Below are 16,933 nucleotides of genomic sequence, written 5' to 3'. Positions count from 1 at the left end.
GCCTGGGCCGCGCATGTAATGCTCTTCCGGCCGATAGCGTTCACCCAAGAGCCGCCGCCGCAGGCTGCGGGTCCAGTGCGCAAACACGGATTTGAACCGCCCCACCAATTCTACCCTCGACTGCTCTGGCGCGACTTTTTTCCAATTTCGGGCCAAAATTTAGAACAAAGCGACCGATCCGTCTAACAACTTGCTCTTGTAATTCCAATCGGATTTGCTTCTTAGTATCGGAATGACCCTGGACCAGTTGCGGATCTTCGTCGCCGTCGCCGAACGGGCGCACATGACCAAAGCGGCCGAGTTGCTGGGCATCTCACAGTCGGCCGCATCCGCCGCGATCCGCTCGCTCGAACAGCAGCATGGCGTCCAGTTGTTCAACCGCGTCGGCCGCAACATCGAGCTCGCCGAGACCGGACGCCGATTCTTGCCCGAAGCCAAGGCGGTCCTCGAGCGGGCTGCGGCGGCCCACAATGTGCTGGAGCATGTCTCGCAGACGATATCAGGCAGTCTCTCGATAGCTGCCAGCCAGACCATCGCCAGCTATTGGCTGCCGCGCCGGCTCGCCTCTTTCCACGAAGCCTATCCTGCCGTCAGGCTGAGTGTGAGCATTGGCAACACCAGGCAGGTCGAGACCAATGTACTTGATGGCGCAGCCGATTTTGGCCTGGTCGAGGGGCGCACCGAATCCGACATTTTGCGGCGTGCCAAGGTCGATATCGATCGCATGATGCTGGTCGTGGCGCGCTCGCACCCTGAGATCGCGGAAGTTTCGCCTGGACATCCCGACCTTGGCGGGCTTCGCTGGATCATTCGCGAAGGCGGGTCGGGCACACGCGAGGCGCTGGAGGACCTTGCCCGACGCGACGGGGTTTCGTTCGCGGACCTGCAGATATTCCTGGTATTGCCGAGCAATGAGGCTATTCGCCAGGCGGTCGAGGCCGGCGCCGGCGCCAGCATCATCTCGGAACTCGTCGTCGCCCGCGCGGTCGCCGAAGGCAGCCTGCGTTCTGTGCCGGTCGATCTGCCGAAGCGCGAATTTGCCATGATCACGCATCGCGACCGGCAGCCAAGCCTGGCCCAGATGGCGCTCAAGGCGCATCTTGGCGGCAAAGCTGAGAGATCCGCGCCGCTTTAAGCCGATCAGCCGAACTTCCGCTGCGCGTCGAGCGCCAGTCCAAGCCCGACCGAGCCGAACACATCGCCTTCGATTACCGACGCCTGCGGCACCAGCGCCAGGATCTGCTGCCTGGCCAGCGGGATCGCGGTCGATCCGCCGGTCAGGAACACCGCGGTGATGTCCGAGGCCTTCACCTGTGCGTCGCGGATGGTCTGCTCGACCGTAGCCGCAACACGCTCAATGTCCCTGACTATGGTGGCTTCGAGACCCTTGCGCGTGATTTCTGCCGTGAACCTCACCTCGGGCAGCGCGACCTCGACATCGGCCGACGATCGGTCCGTCAGCTCGATCTTGGCCTTTTCGACCAGCGCCGCCAGCGCATGGCCGTAACGATGCTCGACGATGTGGATGAAGCGCTCGACCAGGTCCGGGCGCTCCGCCTCGTAGCGGATCTGGCGCAGATGCGTCATCGCCCTCGCTGTGTAGACCAGGTTGATGCGCTGCCATGTCGCCAGCTCGATGAAGTAGCTCGCCGGCAGATTGCGCTTGCCGTCCTTGGTTGGCGTCAAATAACCGAGCTGCGGCATTACATGGGCGATGCTCAGCAGCCGGTCGAAATCGGTGCCGCCGATGTGGATGCCGCGGCTGGCCAGTATGTCGTCCTTGCGGTCGAGCGAGCGGGCGCGCTCGGGCGAGACCCGCACGATCGAGAAGTCGGACGTGCCGCCGCCCATGTCGACGATCAGCGCCAGTTCCTCGCGCGTCACCTTCTGTTCGTAATCGAGTGCCGCCGCGATCGGCTCGAATTGGAAGGCGATATGTTTGAAGCCTTGGGCGCGAGCGGCGTTTTCGAGTTGGTGCTCCGCCTTCGCATCGGCCTCGGCATCGTCGTCGACGAACTGCACGGGCCGTCCCAGCACGACGCTGTCGACCGCGTCATGGGCTTCTTCTTCCAGCTTCTTTTTCAGGTGGCCGACAAATAGGCCGACAATTTCCATGAAGCCGATCGAGCGCACCTTGATGCGCGTCTTTTCGTGAGCGAGCGAGCTGCCGAGCACGCTCTTCAGCGAGCGCATCAGGCGGCCTTCGATACTGTCCGTATAGTTGGCAATGGCGCGTCGCCCGAAATAGGTGAGGTTGTCCTCGAAATTGAAGAATACCGCACTGGGCAGCGTGACCTGGCCGTCTTCCAACGCCACCAGCCGCGGCTGCCCGTTCCTGACCACGCTCACGGTGGAATTCGAAGTGCCGAAGTCGATACCGGCAAATGCTGGTCGCATCGTGCGTTCCTGTAGTTCTGATTTGGGGAGCAGCAGCTCGTATCCGGTCGGGCCGGGGGTCGCGGTCTAACCCATACCCTCGGAAAGGGAAACCACTTTTACGAGAGTTCAGTCTTTCCTGAACACCAGTCTTCCGAGCCAGCCGGTCAGCATGGCCAGCGATACGGCAAAGACACCATAGAGGAAGGAATAGTCGTGCGCGACGCGGAAGATCGACTGTTCGAAACCGGACTTGCGGATTTCGAGCTGGGCGGAGCTTTCCTTGATGAACAAGCCGCTCTTGAACAGGAAGGCGCGGGCCTTATGGGTGCCGACCGGAACGTTTGGGGCGAGCCTGACGGTGGCGCGGAACAGGTTCTGCGACAGAAACTGCACACCGCCGACATTCTCGCTGTAGAGGCCGGTCGCCGCCTTGCGTTCGCGCAGCGCGGCGGTGAACTCCTCGATTGTCGCCGGGCTGTCCTCCGCGTCGGCGGGCTGCAAATAGAGGTTGGAGGCGCCAAGCGACAGCTGCTTGTAGCTGTTCGGATCGGTGACGTCCTGCAGCGGCCGCGTCGTCGCCACCGAATAGGAGACAGGTACGTTTTTGAAGGTCTCCGACTCCAGATTGACCCAGACGCCGAGCACCCGGTCCTTGCGGCGCACGACGACCGGCCGAGCCGGGCCTTCCAGCACGACGATCACGTCGTAGCGCCCTTGCCGCGCGACAAGCGGATCGGCATTTTCCAGCGAGCCGAAAATGGTCAGGTCGGCGCCGGAAAAGCCGGCGGTAATCGAGACATTGTCGGTGGAAAGGCCGATCTGGATGTTTTCGGTTAGTGGCGCCTGCGCCTTCGCCGATGGCGCAGCAGCCAGCAGCGACAGCAAGGCGGCGGCCGCGAGCGTCCTTAGGCCGGCCATCAGCTCAGGCCCACGCCGGACAGAGAATAGAGATTGGGCGGCGTGACGAAAAGATCGATGGCAAGCCGGATGGCTACCGCCAGCACGAGCAGCGCCAGCAGCGCCCTGAGTTGCTCGCCCCGCAGCCTCTGACCAGCCTTGGCGCCATATTGCGCGCCGGCGACGCCGCCTGCCATCAACAGGAAGGCGAGCATGACGTCGACCGTCTGGTTGGTGGTGGCGTGGACCAGCGTGGTGTAAGCCGAGGTGAAGATGATCTGGAACAGCGAGGTGCCGATGACGACGTTGGTCGGCACCTTCAAAAGGTAGATCAGGGCCGGCACCATGATGAAGCCGCCGCCGACGCCCATGATCGAGGACAGGAAGCCAATCGCCGCGCCCAGCCCAAGCACCGGAATGACGCTGACGAAGAGCTTCGAGGCCCTGAACCGCATCTTCAGCGGCAGGCGGTGGATCCAATTATGCTGGCCGGATTTCTTCAACACCGGTGCGGCGCCGCTGCGAGTGGCGCGCAGCGCATTGACGCTCTCGACCAGCATCAGTCCGCCGACGGTGCCGAGCAGCACGACGTAGAGCAGCGAGATGAACAGGTCGAGCTGGCCGAGCCGGCGCAGGAGCGCAAAGACATAGATACCACCGGTCGAGCCGACGATGCCGCCGGCTAAAAGCACGCCGCCGAGCTTGAAATCGAGCGTGCCGCGCTTCATGTGCGACAGGGCGCCGGAGAAGGAGGAAGCGATGACCTGGTTGGCGCCGGTGGCGACCGCGATTGCCGGCGGTATGTTGTAGAAGATCAGCAGCGGCGTAATGAGAAAGCCGCCGCCCACGCCGAACATGCCCGACAGGAAACCCACCGCCGCACCCATGGCCAGCAGCACGAAGATGTTGACGGAAATTTCCGCGATCGGGAGATAGATGCCCACCCGTCAGTCTCGATCAGTTTGCCTCCTGGCGAATGCAACCGTTGCGGGCATTTTTGCGTCAGAAGGCTATCTCGTTCTTGCGCCGGCCGGGCCGTGAAGTCAAACTTCGCAGCACCGCCGAAACAAAAAACAACTCAATCAGTTAACAGGCAAATCTGTGGCAAAGGCGTCGCGGAAACGACGCATCCGCCGTTATTTACGCGCAAGCAGCGCCTTGACCAGCTTTTCGTCGATCGCGCCGGTTGCCTTCATATCGTTGTCGGCCTGGAAGGCCATGATCGCGTTCTTGGTTTTCTGGCCCATCATGCCGTCGGGATTGCCGGCCTCGTAGCCGTTCTTGTTGAGAATGCGCTGGATGTTCTGGACCGCTTTCTTCATGTCGATGCCGGCGGTCGTCTGCGGTGTGCCGTCCTGCCACGATTCAGGAACGTCGGCCGAATTGGCGGCTGGATCGAGCGGCTTGGCCTTCCACAGTTCAGCCGCGGCCCGCGCACGCTCCAGCTGGTCGGGCCTCAGCGCCTTGGCGATCTCGTCGCGCTTGGCCGCCGCATCCTTGTCGCCGGTCTTGGCGACGAGTGCGAACCATTTGTAGCTCTCCTCGAGGTTCTGCTTCATGCCGACGCCCTTCGCCGCGAGGATGCCGAGATTGAACTGGCTATCCTTGACACCGAGATCCGCCGCCGCCTGGAACCAGCGCGCTGCCGATTCATTGTCGGTCACGCCATCCGTCGCCATCGCAAACAGCACGGCAAGATTGTGCATCGCGCTGGCATTGCCCTGCGCTGCGGCAAGCTGGTACCAGGTTTTCGCTTTCTTGATGTCGCGTGCGACGCCGACGCCCTTCTCGTAGAAATTGCCGATGCGGTATTCTGCCGGTACGAAACCGAGTTCGGCAGCTTTCTCATACCATTTGGCCGCCGCCGCCATGTCTTCTTTGACGCCGCGAGACTCGGCGTAGCGCGAGCCGATCTCGAACAGCGCCTTGGCGTCGCCGCCGGCCGCTGCATCGCGCAGGGCGGCCGGACCCGCATCGGCCGGAACGTCGATCTTGGCAACGCCTGCCGCGGCAGCATCCGCCGGCGGCACCGTGCCGGTCGTGTCCTGCGTCGCAGTGGTGGCTATAGCAGGCGCGGCAGCCATTGGCTCGGCGTCGCTGGCCGTCGCCGCTGCCGGCGCGGGCACTGCGGCCGCGGTGTCTTGCGCCGCCAGGTCAGCAGGCGCCGCGGAAGCCGAGGGCGCCGTCGATGTCTCGGCTGCCGGTGTAGCGGGGCCGGTTTGCGCCGCCGTGTCGTCCTTGGTCATCGATGCGGATGGCTCTGCCTGCCTGACGGTGGGCGACGGCGCGCTCTCCTGTGTTGTCGTCTGCGCGTCCGCCTTCGGCTCGCTGGCAACGCTGGCCAAAGCGGTTTCCACCGGCTGTACGGCCACGGCCGGTGCCGCCTCATTGTTGGTGACTTCGACCGGGTCGGAGAAGAAGGCTTTGCCCAGTTGCAGGCCGGCAAGCGCCAGCATGATGGCGATTGCCCCCATCAGGATCGGCTTGCGCCGCGCCTTGAGCAGGTCGCCGATCCTGAGTGCCTTGACCGGGCCTTTCATCGTCGACTGGCGCTTGAGGGCGTCCGCCTCGGCGGCCGCCGCTTGCGCAGCCCGTCTGGCTGCCGCGATGAAGTCCGATTTCGCCGCCTCAGCGCCGCCTTCCCGGGTCGGCTGCCCGCGCTCGTCGCGCACGCGCTTCATGATGGCGCTGAGGTCGGGTGCGCCGGAGCCGGGTTCCAGTGGCCGGTTGGCGAGCTTGGGGTCGAGGGGCTCGTCGAGATCGACGCTCGGTATCTCGGCGCTCTGCGCCGAGCCTGCAAGCGGCGGCATCTCGGCGTCCTTCTTGCCCTTCAAGGCGCGCGCCAGCCCGCCTAACATCGATTTCCTGCCGCCGCCTTGCTCGGTTTTTTCACGCGTCGTGTCTGAACCGAGAGCCGCCAGGGCTGCTGCGGCGGCGGCCTCGGCTGGCGTACGCGGACCTGGCTCGTCGCGCACGAGCGCCGCGGCGCGGCCGTCGAGATCGGCCATGCTGCCCGTCAACGGCAGCGGCTGGTCGAGGTCCATCGACGGTGCGTCCTGCACCGAGATCTTGGATGGCCGGCCGAAACGCTTGCTCAACTCCGCGCTTGCCGGTTCGCCCGTCTCCAATGAACCAAGCCTGTCAACGATCTTGAGCAGCGTATCGTGGATAGCCTCGAACGTTCTCGAATTGCGCTCGTCCGAACGGCGCGTCAGTGCCTCGAGCGTCTTCAGGTCCTGGGCGAGGCCGGTAACGGCCGCCGTGTTGGCGCTTGATCCGGCCAGTGAGCGGACGGCGCTCTCAGCCGCCTCGCGCGCCGCGCCGAGGATGGAATCGCGGGTTCCGGCCAGCGACTTCTCGATTTCGTTGAGACGCGGGCTGATGTCGTCGAATTCCGGCAGCGGCGTGCCGGGCTTGGAAAGATGCGCCGTCAGGCCGGCGACCTGCGCTTCAAGGCTGCGGATCAACGCCGGGTCGATGCTGGCGACCTGCGCCGCGGACGAATCCAGCCGGCTTGAGATGTCTTCGAGCCGGCTCTCCAGGCCACGGATCGCCGCCTCGTTGGCGGGATCTGGAACGCGCGTCTCAATCCGCTTGGCCAGCGCGGTGAAGCGGGCGTCGATAGCATCCATAATGCCGGCGCTATCGACCTGCGGCATGCGCTGGTCCAGCCTGTCGGCGACCTCGTCCAACCGGCGCTCAAGGTCGCGAAACAGCATGTTGCCTTGTTCGATTGCGTCGCCCTGGCGACGTTCCATCATGCTGGACAGCACGTCGAAGCGCTGCTCGAGCCCCTGGAAGATGTAGTCGGCGTCGGGCATGGCAGGCGCGTGGTCGATCTTGTCGGCAATAAGCGCGACTTGCCTGGCAAGGCGCTCCATCGCCTGTTCCGGCAGATTGGCTCGGCCGGCCAGTTCATCCACGCGGCTCGACAATGTGTTGAGACGGTCGATGACCTCCCGACCCGGACGATCCTGCGACACTTCTTCGATTTGCTGGGCCAGTGAATCGATCCGCTTCTCGATGCGTTCGAAGGGCTCGGGGTCGAACGAATTGGCTTGCGCGGCAACCGTCGAGGCGACGATCGCGCGGGAAATCTCGTCGAGCCGCTCGTCGATCTGACTGAATGTGTCGCCGCCGCGATTGTCCTGCTGGCGGGCGAAATGGTCGACCGCTCCGGCAAGCGTGCGGACCTTTTCCTCGAGCGAGCGCAGCGACAGCGATTCCGGCAGATTGCTGACGGCATTGCTGATCTGTTCGAGCCGCTCCGTCAGCGCCGACAGGCCGGGTGCATCGGAACGCTTGCGCTGATCGGCCTCGACGCGATCCTCGAAAGCGTTCCAGCGGCGGTCGAAATCGTCCCAGCGGCGTCCGACCGCCTGCACGCTCTCCTCGCGCGCCAGCGTATCGAGCGCGGCTTTGACCTGCTCAAGCTCGAGCCGCAGCATATTGACGCTTCTGTCGTCGCTTTTTTCGGCCAGTGTCTGGATGGCGCCGGAAAGCCGCTCGAATTCGACGCTGAGTTCGGCGCTGCCTTTGCCGCCGCCATTTGACTGGAAGGCTCGCCCAATATTCTTGCGCAGTACCTCGAACTCGCGTTGCAGGCCGGAGGTCATCTGCTGGCGCAAGTCTTCGCGCAGGCCGCGCAATTCCCCGGCGATCTTGCCGGCTAGGGCGACGCTGTCCTCCTGGCCGCGTACCCGGTCGATATCGCGGGCGATCGCCTGGTAATTCTGGTCGAAAGCCGCTGCTGGACCTTTCGGCCGCTGCGCGCGTGGATCCTCATACCGGCGCTGCTGGCCATAGGGTTGGGCGCTGGGATAGCGTGGTTCTGCCGCTGGTCGGCGCGGATCGGGGTGGCTTGCCGTCTCCTCGCGCGTCCGCTCCAGCCGCTGCTCCAGAGTTTCCAGGGAGCGGTTGAGCTCTTCAAGCGTCGTGTGCGGCCGGCGTTGCCTGCCGGCGTTGAGTGTATCGAGGTAGGACCGCTTGCTGTTCATCAATGCGCCCGTTTCAGAATTGCTGGCTTTCACCAGGTTCCCAAAGTCCTGCCGGGACGAAGGCGACTGCTTGGCTTGTTGCAGTGGAAGACGAGCTTCCCGGGTCTCATCCGCGCTCCGAAAAACCGTGAAAAATTCAGTACAGGATAGACACGGGTAACCGACATGCGCACATTTCGCCCCAACGTGGTAAACAACGCGTTAACCAAGCTTAAGAAGTTGCAACTTTGTCGGCTGGCCGCCGACGGCGCCGGGTGTCTTTTTTGGACGCGCAAAAGACGTTGTAGAATTTTGATCAGCCGCATGATCGCTCCCGAAATCGGCAACGACCTTTTAGGTTGTCCGCTGGTGCTGCGGCATAAAGTTGCAAGACCAGAACGCTCTTGCGTGGTGAGGCGGCTATCGATATAGAATTGACGTAAACGTAAATGAGCGGATTACGCCGTTTGCGATTTGTTTGTTGAAACCACGAGTGGAAGCACGCCCCCGCTTTCACTCAGGCGACGCAAGGTCCGCGACCGCGACGCCACCAGACGGGGAAAGCCAGTGACCATGAAACTTATTTCGCCCGGCCAAGCCGCGGCCAACACCAACGATATGTCGAGCGAAGCCGGTGAAGAGCTTGTCCGCATCGGCGAAATGGCCAAGAAATACGGAGTGACGCTGCGTACGCTGCGTTTCTATGAGGACAAGGGTCTGCTCAACCCGCAGCGCGACGGCTCGACCCGTCTCTATACACGCCGCGACAGGGCCCGGCTGAAGCTGATCCTGCTTGGCCGCAAGGTCGGGTTCTCGCTGCGCGACGTCAAGCAGATGATGGACCTCTATGATCCGAACGGCTCCAACACCAAGCAATTGCGGCTGGCGCTCGACAAGTCGGAGAAGCAGCTTGCCCGTCTGCAGAAGCAGCGGGCGCTGATCGACGACGCCATCAGCGAACTGAGTGCTTCGATGTCGACCGTCCGGCAAATGCTGATCGAGCGCTCGACGCCGCAGGCCAGCGTAGCGAGCTAAACTAAGCTTTCGATTTGTGACGAATAAGAGCCGCGTGGCTTTCGCTGCGCGGTTCTTCGTCGTTTGCCGTGCTTTGTCGTTTGTCGTCCTGGCGCGCGGGGAAAATTTGACGCACCGCCGAATTGACGTTTACGCAAACGTCAATATTTGTTATCTCGACCACAACGTTGGTCCGTCTGCCATCCTCATATGCTGGGGCTGATTTCGGGGCCAAGACCGCATGGTGGAGGAAACGCATGCCGATCTACAGAGCGCCGGTCCGGGACACGCTGTTCGTGCTGAACGAAGTGCTGGGATATCGGCGTTATTCCAATCTTCCCGGATTTTCCGACGCGACGCCGGATGTGCTCGAGGCCATCCTTGCCGAGGGCGCGAAGCTCGCCGAAAACGTGATGCAGCCGCTGAACCGCGTTGGCGACGTGGAAGGCTGCATGCGCCATGACGACGGTTCGGTAACGACGCCGAAAGGCTTCAAGGAAGCTTTCGACCAGTATCGCGAAGGCGGCTGGATGGGGCTCGCGGCACCTGTCGAGTTTGGCGGGCAAGGCTTGCCCTACGCGGTGCACACTGCGGTTGCCGAATACATGGTGTCGGCCAATATGTCGCTGATGATGTATGCCGGCCTGACGCAAGGCGCGATCGCTGCGATCATCACCCATGGCACCAAAGAGCAGAAGGCAACATGGTTGCCGAAGCTGGTCGAGGGCGCCTGGACCGGCACCATGAACCTGACCGAGCCACACTGCGGAACCGATCTTGGCTTGCTGCGCACCAAGGCCGTCCCAAATGGCGACGGCACCTACAGGATCTCCGGTCAGAAGATCTTCATCTCGGCCGGCGAGCATGACATGTCGGACAATATCGTCCACCTGGTGCTGGCCCGTATCGAGGGCGCGCCGGATGGCGTGAAGGGCATCTCGCTGTTCATCGTGCCGAAGCTCAAGCTCGATGCCTCAGGCAATCCGGGCGAGAAGAACACCGTCTCCTGTGGCTCGATCGAGGAGAAGATGGGTATCCATGGCAACTCGACCTGCGTCATGAATTACGACGACGCTGAAGGCACGCTGCTCGGCGAGGCCAATGGCGGGCTGAAAGCAATGTTCACCATGATGAATGAGGCGCGGCTTGGCGTCGCCCTGCAGGGACTTTCGCTATCTGAGGTTGCCTACCAGAATGCGGTTTCCTACGCCAAGGATCGTCTGCAGGGCCGCTCGCTGTCAGGGCCGAAGGCGCCGGACAGGAAGGCCGATCCGATCATCGTCCATCCGGACATCCGCCGCAGCCTGATGACCATGAAGGCTTTCAACGAGGCCGGCCGCGCGCTGGCGCTGTGGACGGCGATCAAGTCCGACATCGCTCACCGCTCCGGTGACGACAAAGATCGCCAGGTCGCAGACGACTACACCGGCCTGATGACGCCGGTGGTCAAAGGCGTGCTCACCGACAAGGGGTTCGATCATGCGGTAATGGCGCAGCAGGTCTTCGGCGGCCACGGCTATATAGAAGAGCACGGCATGAGCCAGTTCGTCCGCGATGCGCGCATCGCCATGATCTATGAGGGTGCCAACGGCATCCAGGCGCTCGACCTCGTCGGCCGCAAGCTGGCCTTGAATGGCGGCCGCGCGGTCCAGGCTTTCTTTAAGGAAGTCGGAGAGTTCTGCGAGGAAAACCGCACCGACGAGACGATGGCGCCCTTCACCAAGGCGCTGAAGAAGGGCCTCAACGATCTGCAGACGGCGACGATGTGGCTGGTGCAGAACGGCATGGCCAAGCCCGATAACGCCGGTGCCGCCTCGACCGATTACATGCATCTCTTCGGCCTGGTGGCGCTGGGCTATATGTGGGCGCAGATGGCCAAGGTGGCCGCAGCGAAATTGGCGAACGGCGCCGACGGCGCTTCGTCCTTCTACGACAACAAGCTGGTGACGGCGCACTTCTTCATGGAGCGGATCATGCGGGAGACGTCGGCGCATCTTGCCCGCATCTCCAGCGGCGCCGACACATTGATGGCACTGCCGGCGGAAGCGTTCTAGGTTCGGCGTCTCCCTCCCGCTCGAGGGGATGGTGGCCCGAAGGGCCGGGAGGGGTCCTGCGTGCAGTGCGCCGACCTCCATTCTGGTGCATGCCTTGGAGGAAAATGATCGCAATGCCGTGGCACATGGCGCAGGTTGTAAAAGGTAAGGTCGAGCAAGTCATCGGCGACCCCACCCGGCCGCTTCGCGGCCACCCTCCCCTCGAGGGGGAGGGGAACGTCGGCGCGAGGGAGAAACCATGACCCACCCCGCCGAAATCCTTGGCCTTCCCAAGCCCGCCTGGGCGGCGGACGAGGTCGGCATGCTTTACGACATGGCGCACCGCTTCATGTCGGAAGAGATCGCGCCGCGTTACGACGAGTTCGAGAAGAACGAAATGGTCGACCGCGAGAGCTGGCTGAAGGCGGGTGCTGCCGGCCTGCTCTGCGCCTCTATGCCGGAGGAATATGGCGGATCGGGCGGCACCTTCGCGCATGAGAGCGCCATCATCGAGGCGATCGGCCATGTCGGCGTCGACGGGTTCGGCATTGGCCTGCACAATTCGATCGTTGCCCCCTACATCCTCCATTACGGCTCGGACGAGCAGAAGAAGAAATGGCTGCCGAGGCTGGCGACCGGCGAGCTGATCGGCGCCATCGCCATGACCGAGCCCGGTGCGGGCTCCGACCTTCAGAGCGTCAAGACGCGCGCCGAAAAGGACGGCAACCAGTACAAGCTCAACGGCTCGAAGACCTTTATCACCAACGGCCAGCTCGCCAATTTCATCATCGTCGTTGCCAAGACCGATCCTGAGAAGGGCGCCAAGGGCATCTCGCTGATCGTCGTCGAGACTGACGAGGTGGAAGGTTTCGAGCGCGGCCGCAACCTCGACAAGATCGGCCTCAAGGCCAACGACACGTCGGAACTGTTCTTCAACGACGTACGTGTGCCGACCTCGAACCTGCTCGGCAACGACGAAGGCCAGGGCTTCGTCCAGTTGATGCAACAATTGCCGCAGGAGCGGCTGCAGATCGGCACCACTGCTATCGCCATGGTCGAGCGGGCCTTGGCGCTTACCATCGACTACGTCAAGGAGCGCAAGGCCTTCGGCAAGCCCATCATCGAATTCCAGAACACCCAGTTCAAGCTTGCCGAATTGAAGACCGAGGCGACCATCGGCCGCGTCTTCTACAATGACTGCGTTGCCCGTCACATTAACGGCGGCCTCGACCCGGTGACCGCGTCTATGGCCAAATACTGGCTGTCGGACCTGCAAGGAAAAGTCGTCGACGAATGCCTTCAATTGCATGGCGGCTATGGCTACATGAATGAATATCCGATTGCGCGCATGTTCCGCGACGCCCGCGTCCAGCGCATCTACGGCGGCACCAACGAGATCATGAAATTGCTGATCGGGCGCTCGCTCTGAGCGAGTTTCAGCAAACCCAAGGAGCAGGAAAATGGCCGAAGCTTATGTCTATGATGCCGTGCGCACGCCGCGCGGCAGGGGCAAGAAGGATGGCTCGCTGCACGAAGTGCCGGCGGTGCGGCTCGGCGCCAAGGTGCTCGAGGCCATCCGCGACCGCAACGGGCTGGACACCGGCACCGTCGACGACATCATCTTCGGTTGTGTCGATCCGGTTGGCGAGGCGGGTGCGGTCATTCCACGTGCCGCCGCTTTCGAGGCCGGCTACGACACCAAGGCGCCTGGCATGCAGATATCGCGCTTCTGCGCCTCGGGCCTCGACGCCATCAATTTCGGCGCCGCCAAGATCGCGCAGGGCGCCGACGAGATCGTCATTGCCGGTGGCGTCGAATCGATGTCGCGCGTCGGCATGGGCGCCTCCGGCGGCGCCTGGTTCATGGACCCATCGGTCGGCCTGCCCGGCTGGTTCGTGCCGCAAGGAATCTCGGCCGACCTGATCGCCACCAAATACGGCTTTTCGCGCGACGACGTCGATGCCTACGCGGTCGAAAGCCAGAAGCGTGCCGCCAAGGCGTGGGGCGAGGGCCGCTTCAAGAATTCGGTGATCTCGGTCAAGGACCAGAACGGCCTGACCATCCTCGACCATGACGAACATATGCGGCCCTCGACCGACATGCAGTCGCTGGCCGCGCTCAACCCGTCCTTCGTCATGCCCGGCGAAATGGGCGGCTTCGACGCCGTCGCCGTGCAGAAGCATCCCGAGGTGGAACAGGTCAACCACGTCCACCATGCCGGCAATTCCTCCGGCATCGTCGATGGCGCGGCGGCCGTGCTGCTCGGCTCGAAAAAGGCGGGAAAGACGCTCGGCCTCAAGCCGCGCGCACGCATCCGTGCGTTCGCCAACATCGGCTCCGAACCGGTGCTGATGCTGACCGGCCCCGTCGACGTCACCGAGAAGCTGTTGAAGCGGGCGAAGATGAAGCTGTCGGACATCGACCTGTTCGAGCTCAACGAGGCCTTCGCTTCGGTGGTGCTGCGCTACATGCAGGCTTTCGACATTCCGCATGACCGGATCAACGTCAATGGTGGGGCCATCGCCATGGGCCATCCGCTCGGCGCCACCGGTGCGATGATCTTCGGTACGGTGCTGGACGAATTGGAACGCCGCGACCTCAACACCGCGCTGGTGACGCTTTGCATCGGCGCCGGCATGGGCACTGCAACGATCATCGAACGCGTCTGACGGAGAGAGATGATGAGCTACACCAATTTCACCCTCGACATCGACGCCGACGGCATTGCGCTGGTCACCTGGGACATGCCGGACCGTTCGATGAACGTCTTCACCGAGGAGGTGATGCTCGAACTGAATACCATCGTCGACAAAGTGGCGAGCGATGCAGCGATAAAGGGCGCGGTGATCACCTCCGGCAAGGATACGTTCTCGGGCGGCGCCGACATCACCATGCTGCAGAAGATGCTGGCGACCTTCGCCGCCGACAAGGCGAAGGACCCGGAGAAGGCGACCAAGGCGCTGTTCGACAATGCGGGCACCATGAACGGCCTGTTCCGTAAGCTGGAAACTTCGGGAAAGCCATGGGTTTCGGCGATCAACGGCACATGCATGGGTGGCGCGTTCGAATTGTCGCTCGCCTGCCATGGCCGTGTCGCGGCCGATTCAGACAAAGTGAGGATGGCGCTTCCCGAAGTGAAGATCGGCATTTTTCCGGGCGCCGGCGGCACCCAGCGCGTGCCACGGCTGACCGACCAGCAGCAGGCGCTGCAAATGCTGACGTCCGGCCAGACGCTGTCGCCTCAGAAGGCCAAGTCGATGGGCCTGATCCATGAGATTGCCGAGCCGGACAAGCTGGTCGAAACCGCCAAGGCGATGATCAGGAACGGCTTGAAACCGGTGGCGCCATGGGATGAAAAGGGCTTCAAGCTGCCCGGCGCCCCGATCTATTCGGTGGCCGGTGCCAATCTGTGGCCCCCGGCCATCGCCATTCTGCGCCGAGAGACCTATGGCAATTATCCCGCCGCTGCCGCCATCCTGAAATGCGTCTATGAGGGCCTGTTGGTGCCGTTCGACACCGCCTTGCGGATCGAGCAACGCTATTTCACCGAGATCATGCAGACCAGGGAAGCGGCAGCGATGATCCGTTCGCTGTTCGTGTCGCTGCAGGAACTGAACAAGGGCGCGCGCCGCCCGGCCGGTGTGCCGGAAACGAAGTTCAAGAAGATCGGCGTACTCGGCGCCGGCTTCATGGGCGCTGGCATTGCCTATGTGACAGCCAAGGCCGGCATTCCGGTGGTGCTGCTCGACCGCGACATGGAGTCCGCCGCCAAGGGCAAGGCGCATTCCGACAACCTGATCTCGGATCAGGTAAAGAAGGGCCGTGCCAAGCCGCAGGACAAATGTCAGTTGCTGTCGCTAATCACGCCGACGGCCGACTATGCGGATCTCGCCGGCTGCGATCTTGTGGTCGAGGCGGTATTTGAGGATTCGGCCGTAAAGAAGGGTGCCACCGAACAGGCCGAGGCTGTGCTCAAGCCGTCGGCGATCTTCGCCTCGAATACGTCGACCATACCGATTACATCGCTGGCCAGGAATTCGGCGCGGCCGAAGAATTTCATCGGCATCCATTTCTTCTCGCCGGTCGACAAGATGATGCTGGTCGAGATCATCCTCGGCAAGAAGACCGGCGACAAGGCGCTGGCAACCGCGATCGACTTTGTCCGTGCCATCAAGAAAACGCCGATTGTCGTCAACGATACGCGCGGCTTCTATGTTAATCGCTGCGTGCTGCGCTACATGTCGGAGGCCTACAAGATGCTGATCGAAGGTGTTCCGGCGCCAATGATCGAGAACGCGGCCAAGGCCGCCGGCATGCCGGTCGGTCCTTTGGCGTTGACCGACGAGACGGCGATCGACCTTGCCCAGAAGATCATGAAGCAGACCATGCGCGACCTCGGCGACAAGGCGGTCGATCCGAAGCAGATGGCGCTGATCAACACGATGGTCGACACGCATGGTCGCTTGGGCCGCAAGAACGGCAAGGGCTTCTATGACTATCCGGCAAAACCGGCCAAGAAGAAGCTGTGGCCAGGCCTCAGGGATCTCTACCCGCAGCTGGCGCCGGAGCAGGTCGATTATGAGGAACTGAAGCAGCGGCTGCTGGTCACCATCGCGCTTGAGGCGGTACGGGTGATGGAAGAGGGCATCGTTACCGACCCACGCGAGGCCGATGTCGGCTCGATCCTGGCCTTCGGCTTCGCGCCCTATACAGGCGGTGCACTGTCCTACATCGACGGCATCGGCGCGAAGAAATTCGTCAAACTCGCCAAGCGCCTGCAGAAGAAATACGGCACCGAGTTCAAGGCGCCGAAGCTGCTGCTTGATATGGCCGAGAAGGGCGAGACCTTCTACGAGCGCTTCGATCCCTATACCAGGGACGAGGCCAAGGAGGCAGCCTGACGCCGTCTTCGGCGGTGGACAAGATGGCGGCCAAGGGGTAAAACAGGGAAGGTATTTTTTCCTGTTTCGAAGGAAGAGCAAGGTGCTCTCGCACGACCGCGTTTGGGCCGCCATCGACGCTCTTGCCGAGCGTTATTCGCTTTCGGCCTCTGGGCTGGCCAGGCGCGCTGGCCTCGACTCGACCGCCTTCAACAAATCGAAGCGGCTGTCCTCAGATGGACGGCCGCGCTGGCCGTCGACCGAATCGCTGGCCAAGATCATCGAGGCGACCGGCGCCTCGCTGGATGAATTTGCGGGGCTGGTCGAGGGTCGGGGTAATTCCGGCGCACTACCCGTGCAGAGATCGTCGGTGCCGCTGCTCGGCTTCGCCCAGGCGGGCGCCGGTGGCTTCTTCGACGACGCCGGGTTTCCAGCGGGGCAGGGATGGGACCTGATCGAGCTTCCGGCACGGGCAACCGAAACCTCCTATGCCTTGAAGGTCCAGGGCGATTCCATGCTGCCGCTCTATCGCAATGGCGATGTCCTGATCGTCGAGCCAGGGGCTACCATACGAAAGGGTGATCGCGTCGTCGTCAAGACCAATGCCGGCGAGGTGATGGCCAAGGTGCTCGACCGCCAGACACCGAGGTCGATCGCGCTGGTCTCCCTCAATCCCGATCACCCGGACCGCGACATCCCCATGCGCGATGTCGAATGGGTGGCGCGGATTGTCTGGGCAAGCCAGTAGGCGCGG

General features: G+C 62.8%; 11 protein-coding genes. 7 read left to right on the top strand and 4 right to left on the bottom strand.

Translation table 11 applies throughout. The annotated features are described in order from the left end of the window. Positions 1–232 precede the first annotated feature (232 nt). Positions 233–1,135 (top strand): LysR substrate-binding domain-containing protein, encoded by a 903-nt coding sequence (locus NKI67_RS18985; RefSeq protein ID WP_023676946.1) that lies wholly within the window; start codon positions 233–235, stop codon positions 1,133–1,135. Positions 1,136–1,140: 5 nt separating this feature from the next. Here the strand turns inward: NKI67_RS18985 and NKI67_RS18980 are convergent, their stop codons facing one another. The 4 genes from NKI67_RS18980 to NKI67_RS18965 all read right to left on the bottom strand — a co-directional run bounded on the left by NKI67_RS18980 (position 1,141) and on the right by NKI67_RS18965 (position 8,273). Next, entirely contained in the window at positions 1,141–2,397 is a 1,257-nt protein-coding gene (locus tag NKI67_RS18980) for an Hsp70 family protein (protein WP_023676947.1), read from the bottom strand. A gap of 108 nt (positions 2,398–2,505) precedes the next feature. After that, entirely contained in the window at positions 2,506–3,297 is a 792-nt protein-coding gene (locus tag NKI67_RS18975; RefSeq protein ID WP_352589111.1) for a TIGR02186 family protein, read from the bottom strand. Then, positions 3,297–4,220: a sulfite exporter TauE/SafE family protein gene (locus tag NKI67_RS18970; RefSeq protein WP_023676949.1), complete on the bottom strand. Its 924-nt coding sequence runs from the start codon at positions 4,218–4,220 to the stop codon at positions 3,297–3,299. The genes NKI67_RS18975 and NKI67_RS18970 overlap by 1 nt, the downstream gene beginning before the upstream one ends. 192 nt (positions 4,221–4,412) lie before the next feature. After that, entirely contained in the window at positions 4,413–8,273 is a 3,861-nt protein-coding gene (locus tag NKI67_RS18965; protein WP_352646410.1) for a peptidoglycan-binding protein, read from the bottom strand. 552 nt (positions 8,274–8,825) lie between these two features. On the opposite strand from NKI67_RS18965, the gene NKI67_RS18960 reads away from it, so the two are divergent. The 6 genes from NKI67_RS18960 (at position 8,826) to NKI67_RS18935 (ending at position 16,927) form a co-directional block, all read left to right on the top strand. Beyond that, the gene (locus tag NKI67_RS18960; RefSeq protein WP_023677331.1) at positions 8,826–9,287 is read left to right on the top strand and encodes a MerR family transcriptional regulator; all 462 of its coding nucleotides are present in this window, start codon (positions 8,826–8,828) and stop codon (positions 9,285–9,287) included. A gap of 236 nt (positions 9,288–9,523) precedes the next feature. Next, the gene (locus NKI67_RS18955) at positions 9,524–11,320 is read left to right on the top strand and encodes an acyl-CoA dehydrogenase (protein WP_023677332.1); all 1,797 of its coding nucleotides are present in this window, start codon (positions 9,524–9,526) and stop codon (positions 11,318–11,320) included. A gap of 238 nt (positions 11,321–11,558) precedes the next feature. Then, on the top strand, positions 11,559–12,728 hold the full coding sequence (locus tag NKI67_RS18950; RefSeq protein WP_023677334.1) for an acyl-CoA dehydrogenase family protein: 1,170 nt from the start codon (positions 11,559–11,561) through the stop codon (positions 12,726–12,728). A 31-nt stretch (positions 12,729–12,759) separates the two neighbouring features. Beyond that, the gene (locus NKI67_RS18945) at positions 12,760–13,968 is read left to right on the top strand and encodes an acetyl-CoA C-acetyltransferase (RefSeq protein ID WP_352589120.1); all 1,209 of its coding nucleotides are present in this window, start codon (positions 12,760–12,762) and stop codon (positions 13,966–13,968) included. 12 nt (positions 13,969–13,980) lie between these two features. Then, on the top strand, positions 13,981–16,200 hold the full coding sequence (locus NKI67_RS18940; protein WP_023677335.1) for a 3-hydroxyacyl-CoA dehydrogenase NAD-binding domain-containing protein: 2,220 nt from the start codon (positions 13,981–13,983) through the stop codon (positions 16,198–16,200). A gap of 82 nt (positions 16,201–16,282) precedes the next feature. After that, on the top strand, positions 16,283–16,927 hold the full coding sequence (locus NKI67_RS18935) for a S24 family peptidase (RefSeq protein ID WP_023677336.1): 645 nt from the start codon (positions 16,283–16,285) through the stop codon (positions 16,925–16,927). The last annotated feature ends 6 nt before the right edge of the window (positions 16,928–16,933 follow it).

Source organism: Mesorhizobium sp. M0408, from assembly GCF_040321495.1.
In the GTDB taxonomy this organism is placed as follows: domain Bacteria; phylum Pseudomonadota; class Alphaproteobacteria; order Rhizobiales; family Rhizobiaceae; genus Mesorhizobium.
Note: the sequence above shows the minus strand (reverse complement) of the source record. Positions and strands in the feature narration are given on the sequence as shown.

Excerpts from the sequence above, each read along its gene's own strand:
- NKI67_RS18985 (WP_023676946.1), top strand. The coding sequence starts at position 233 with ATGACCCTGGACCAGTTGCGGATCTTCGTCGCCGTCGCCGAACGGGCG.
- NKI67_RS18980 (WP_023676947.1), bottom strand. The coding sequence starts at position 2,397 with ATGCGACCAGCATTTGCCGGTATCGACTTCGGCACTTCGAATTCCACC.
- NKI67_RS18975 (WP_352589111.1), bottom strand. The coding sequence starts at position 3,297 with ATGGCCGGCCTAAGGACGCTCGCGGCCGCCGCCTTGCTGTCGCTGCTG.
- NKI67_RS18965 (WP_352646410.1), bottom strand. The coding sequence starts at position 8,273 with ATGAACAGCAAGCGGTCCTACCTCGATACACTCAACGCCGGCAGGCAA.
- NKI67_RS18960 (WP_023677331.1), top strand. The coding sequence starts at position 8,826 with ATGAAACTTATTTCGCCCGGCCAAGCCGCGGCCAACACCAACGATATG.
- NKI67_RS18955 (WP_023677332.1), top strand. The coding sequence starts at position 9,524 with ATGCCGATCTACAGAGCGCCGGTCCGGGACACGCTGTTCGTGCTGAAC.
- NKI67_RS18950 (WP_023677334.1), top strand. The coding sequence starts at position 11,559 with ATGACCCACCCCGCCGAAATCCTTGGCCTTCCCAAGCCCGCCTGGGCG.
- NKI67_RS18945 (WP_352589120.1), top strand. The coding sequence starts at position 12,760 with ATGGCCGAAGCTTATGTCTATGATGCCGTGCGCACGCCGCGCGGCAGG.
- NKI67_RS18940 (WP_023677335.1), top strand. The coding sequence starts at position 13,981 with ATGAGCTACACCAATTTCACCCTCGACATCGACGCCGACGGCATTGCG.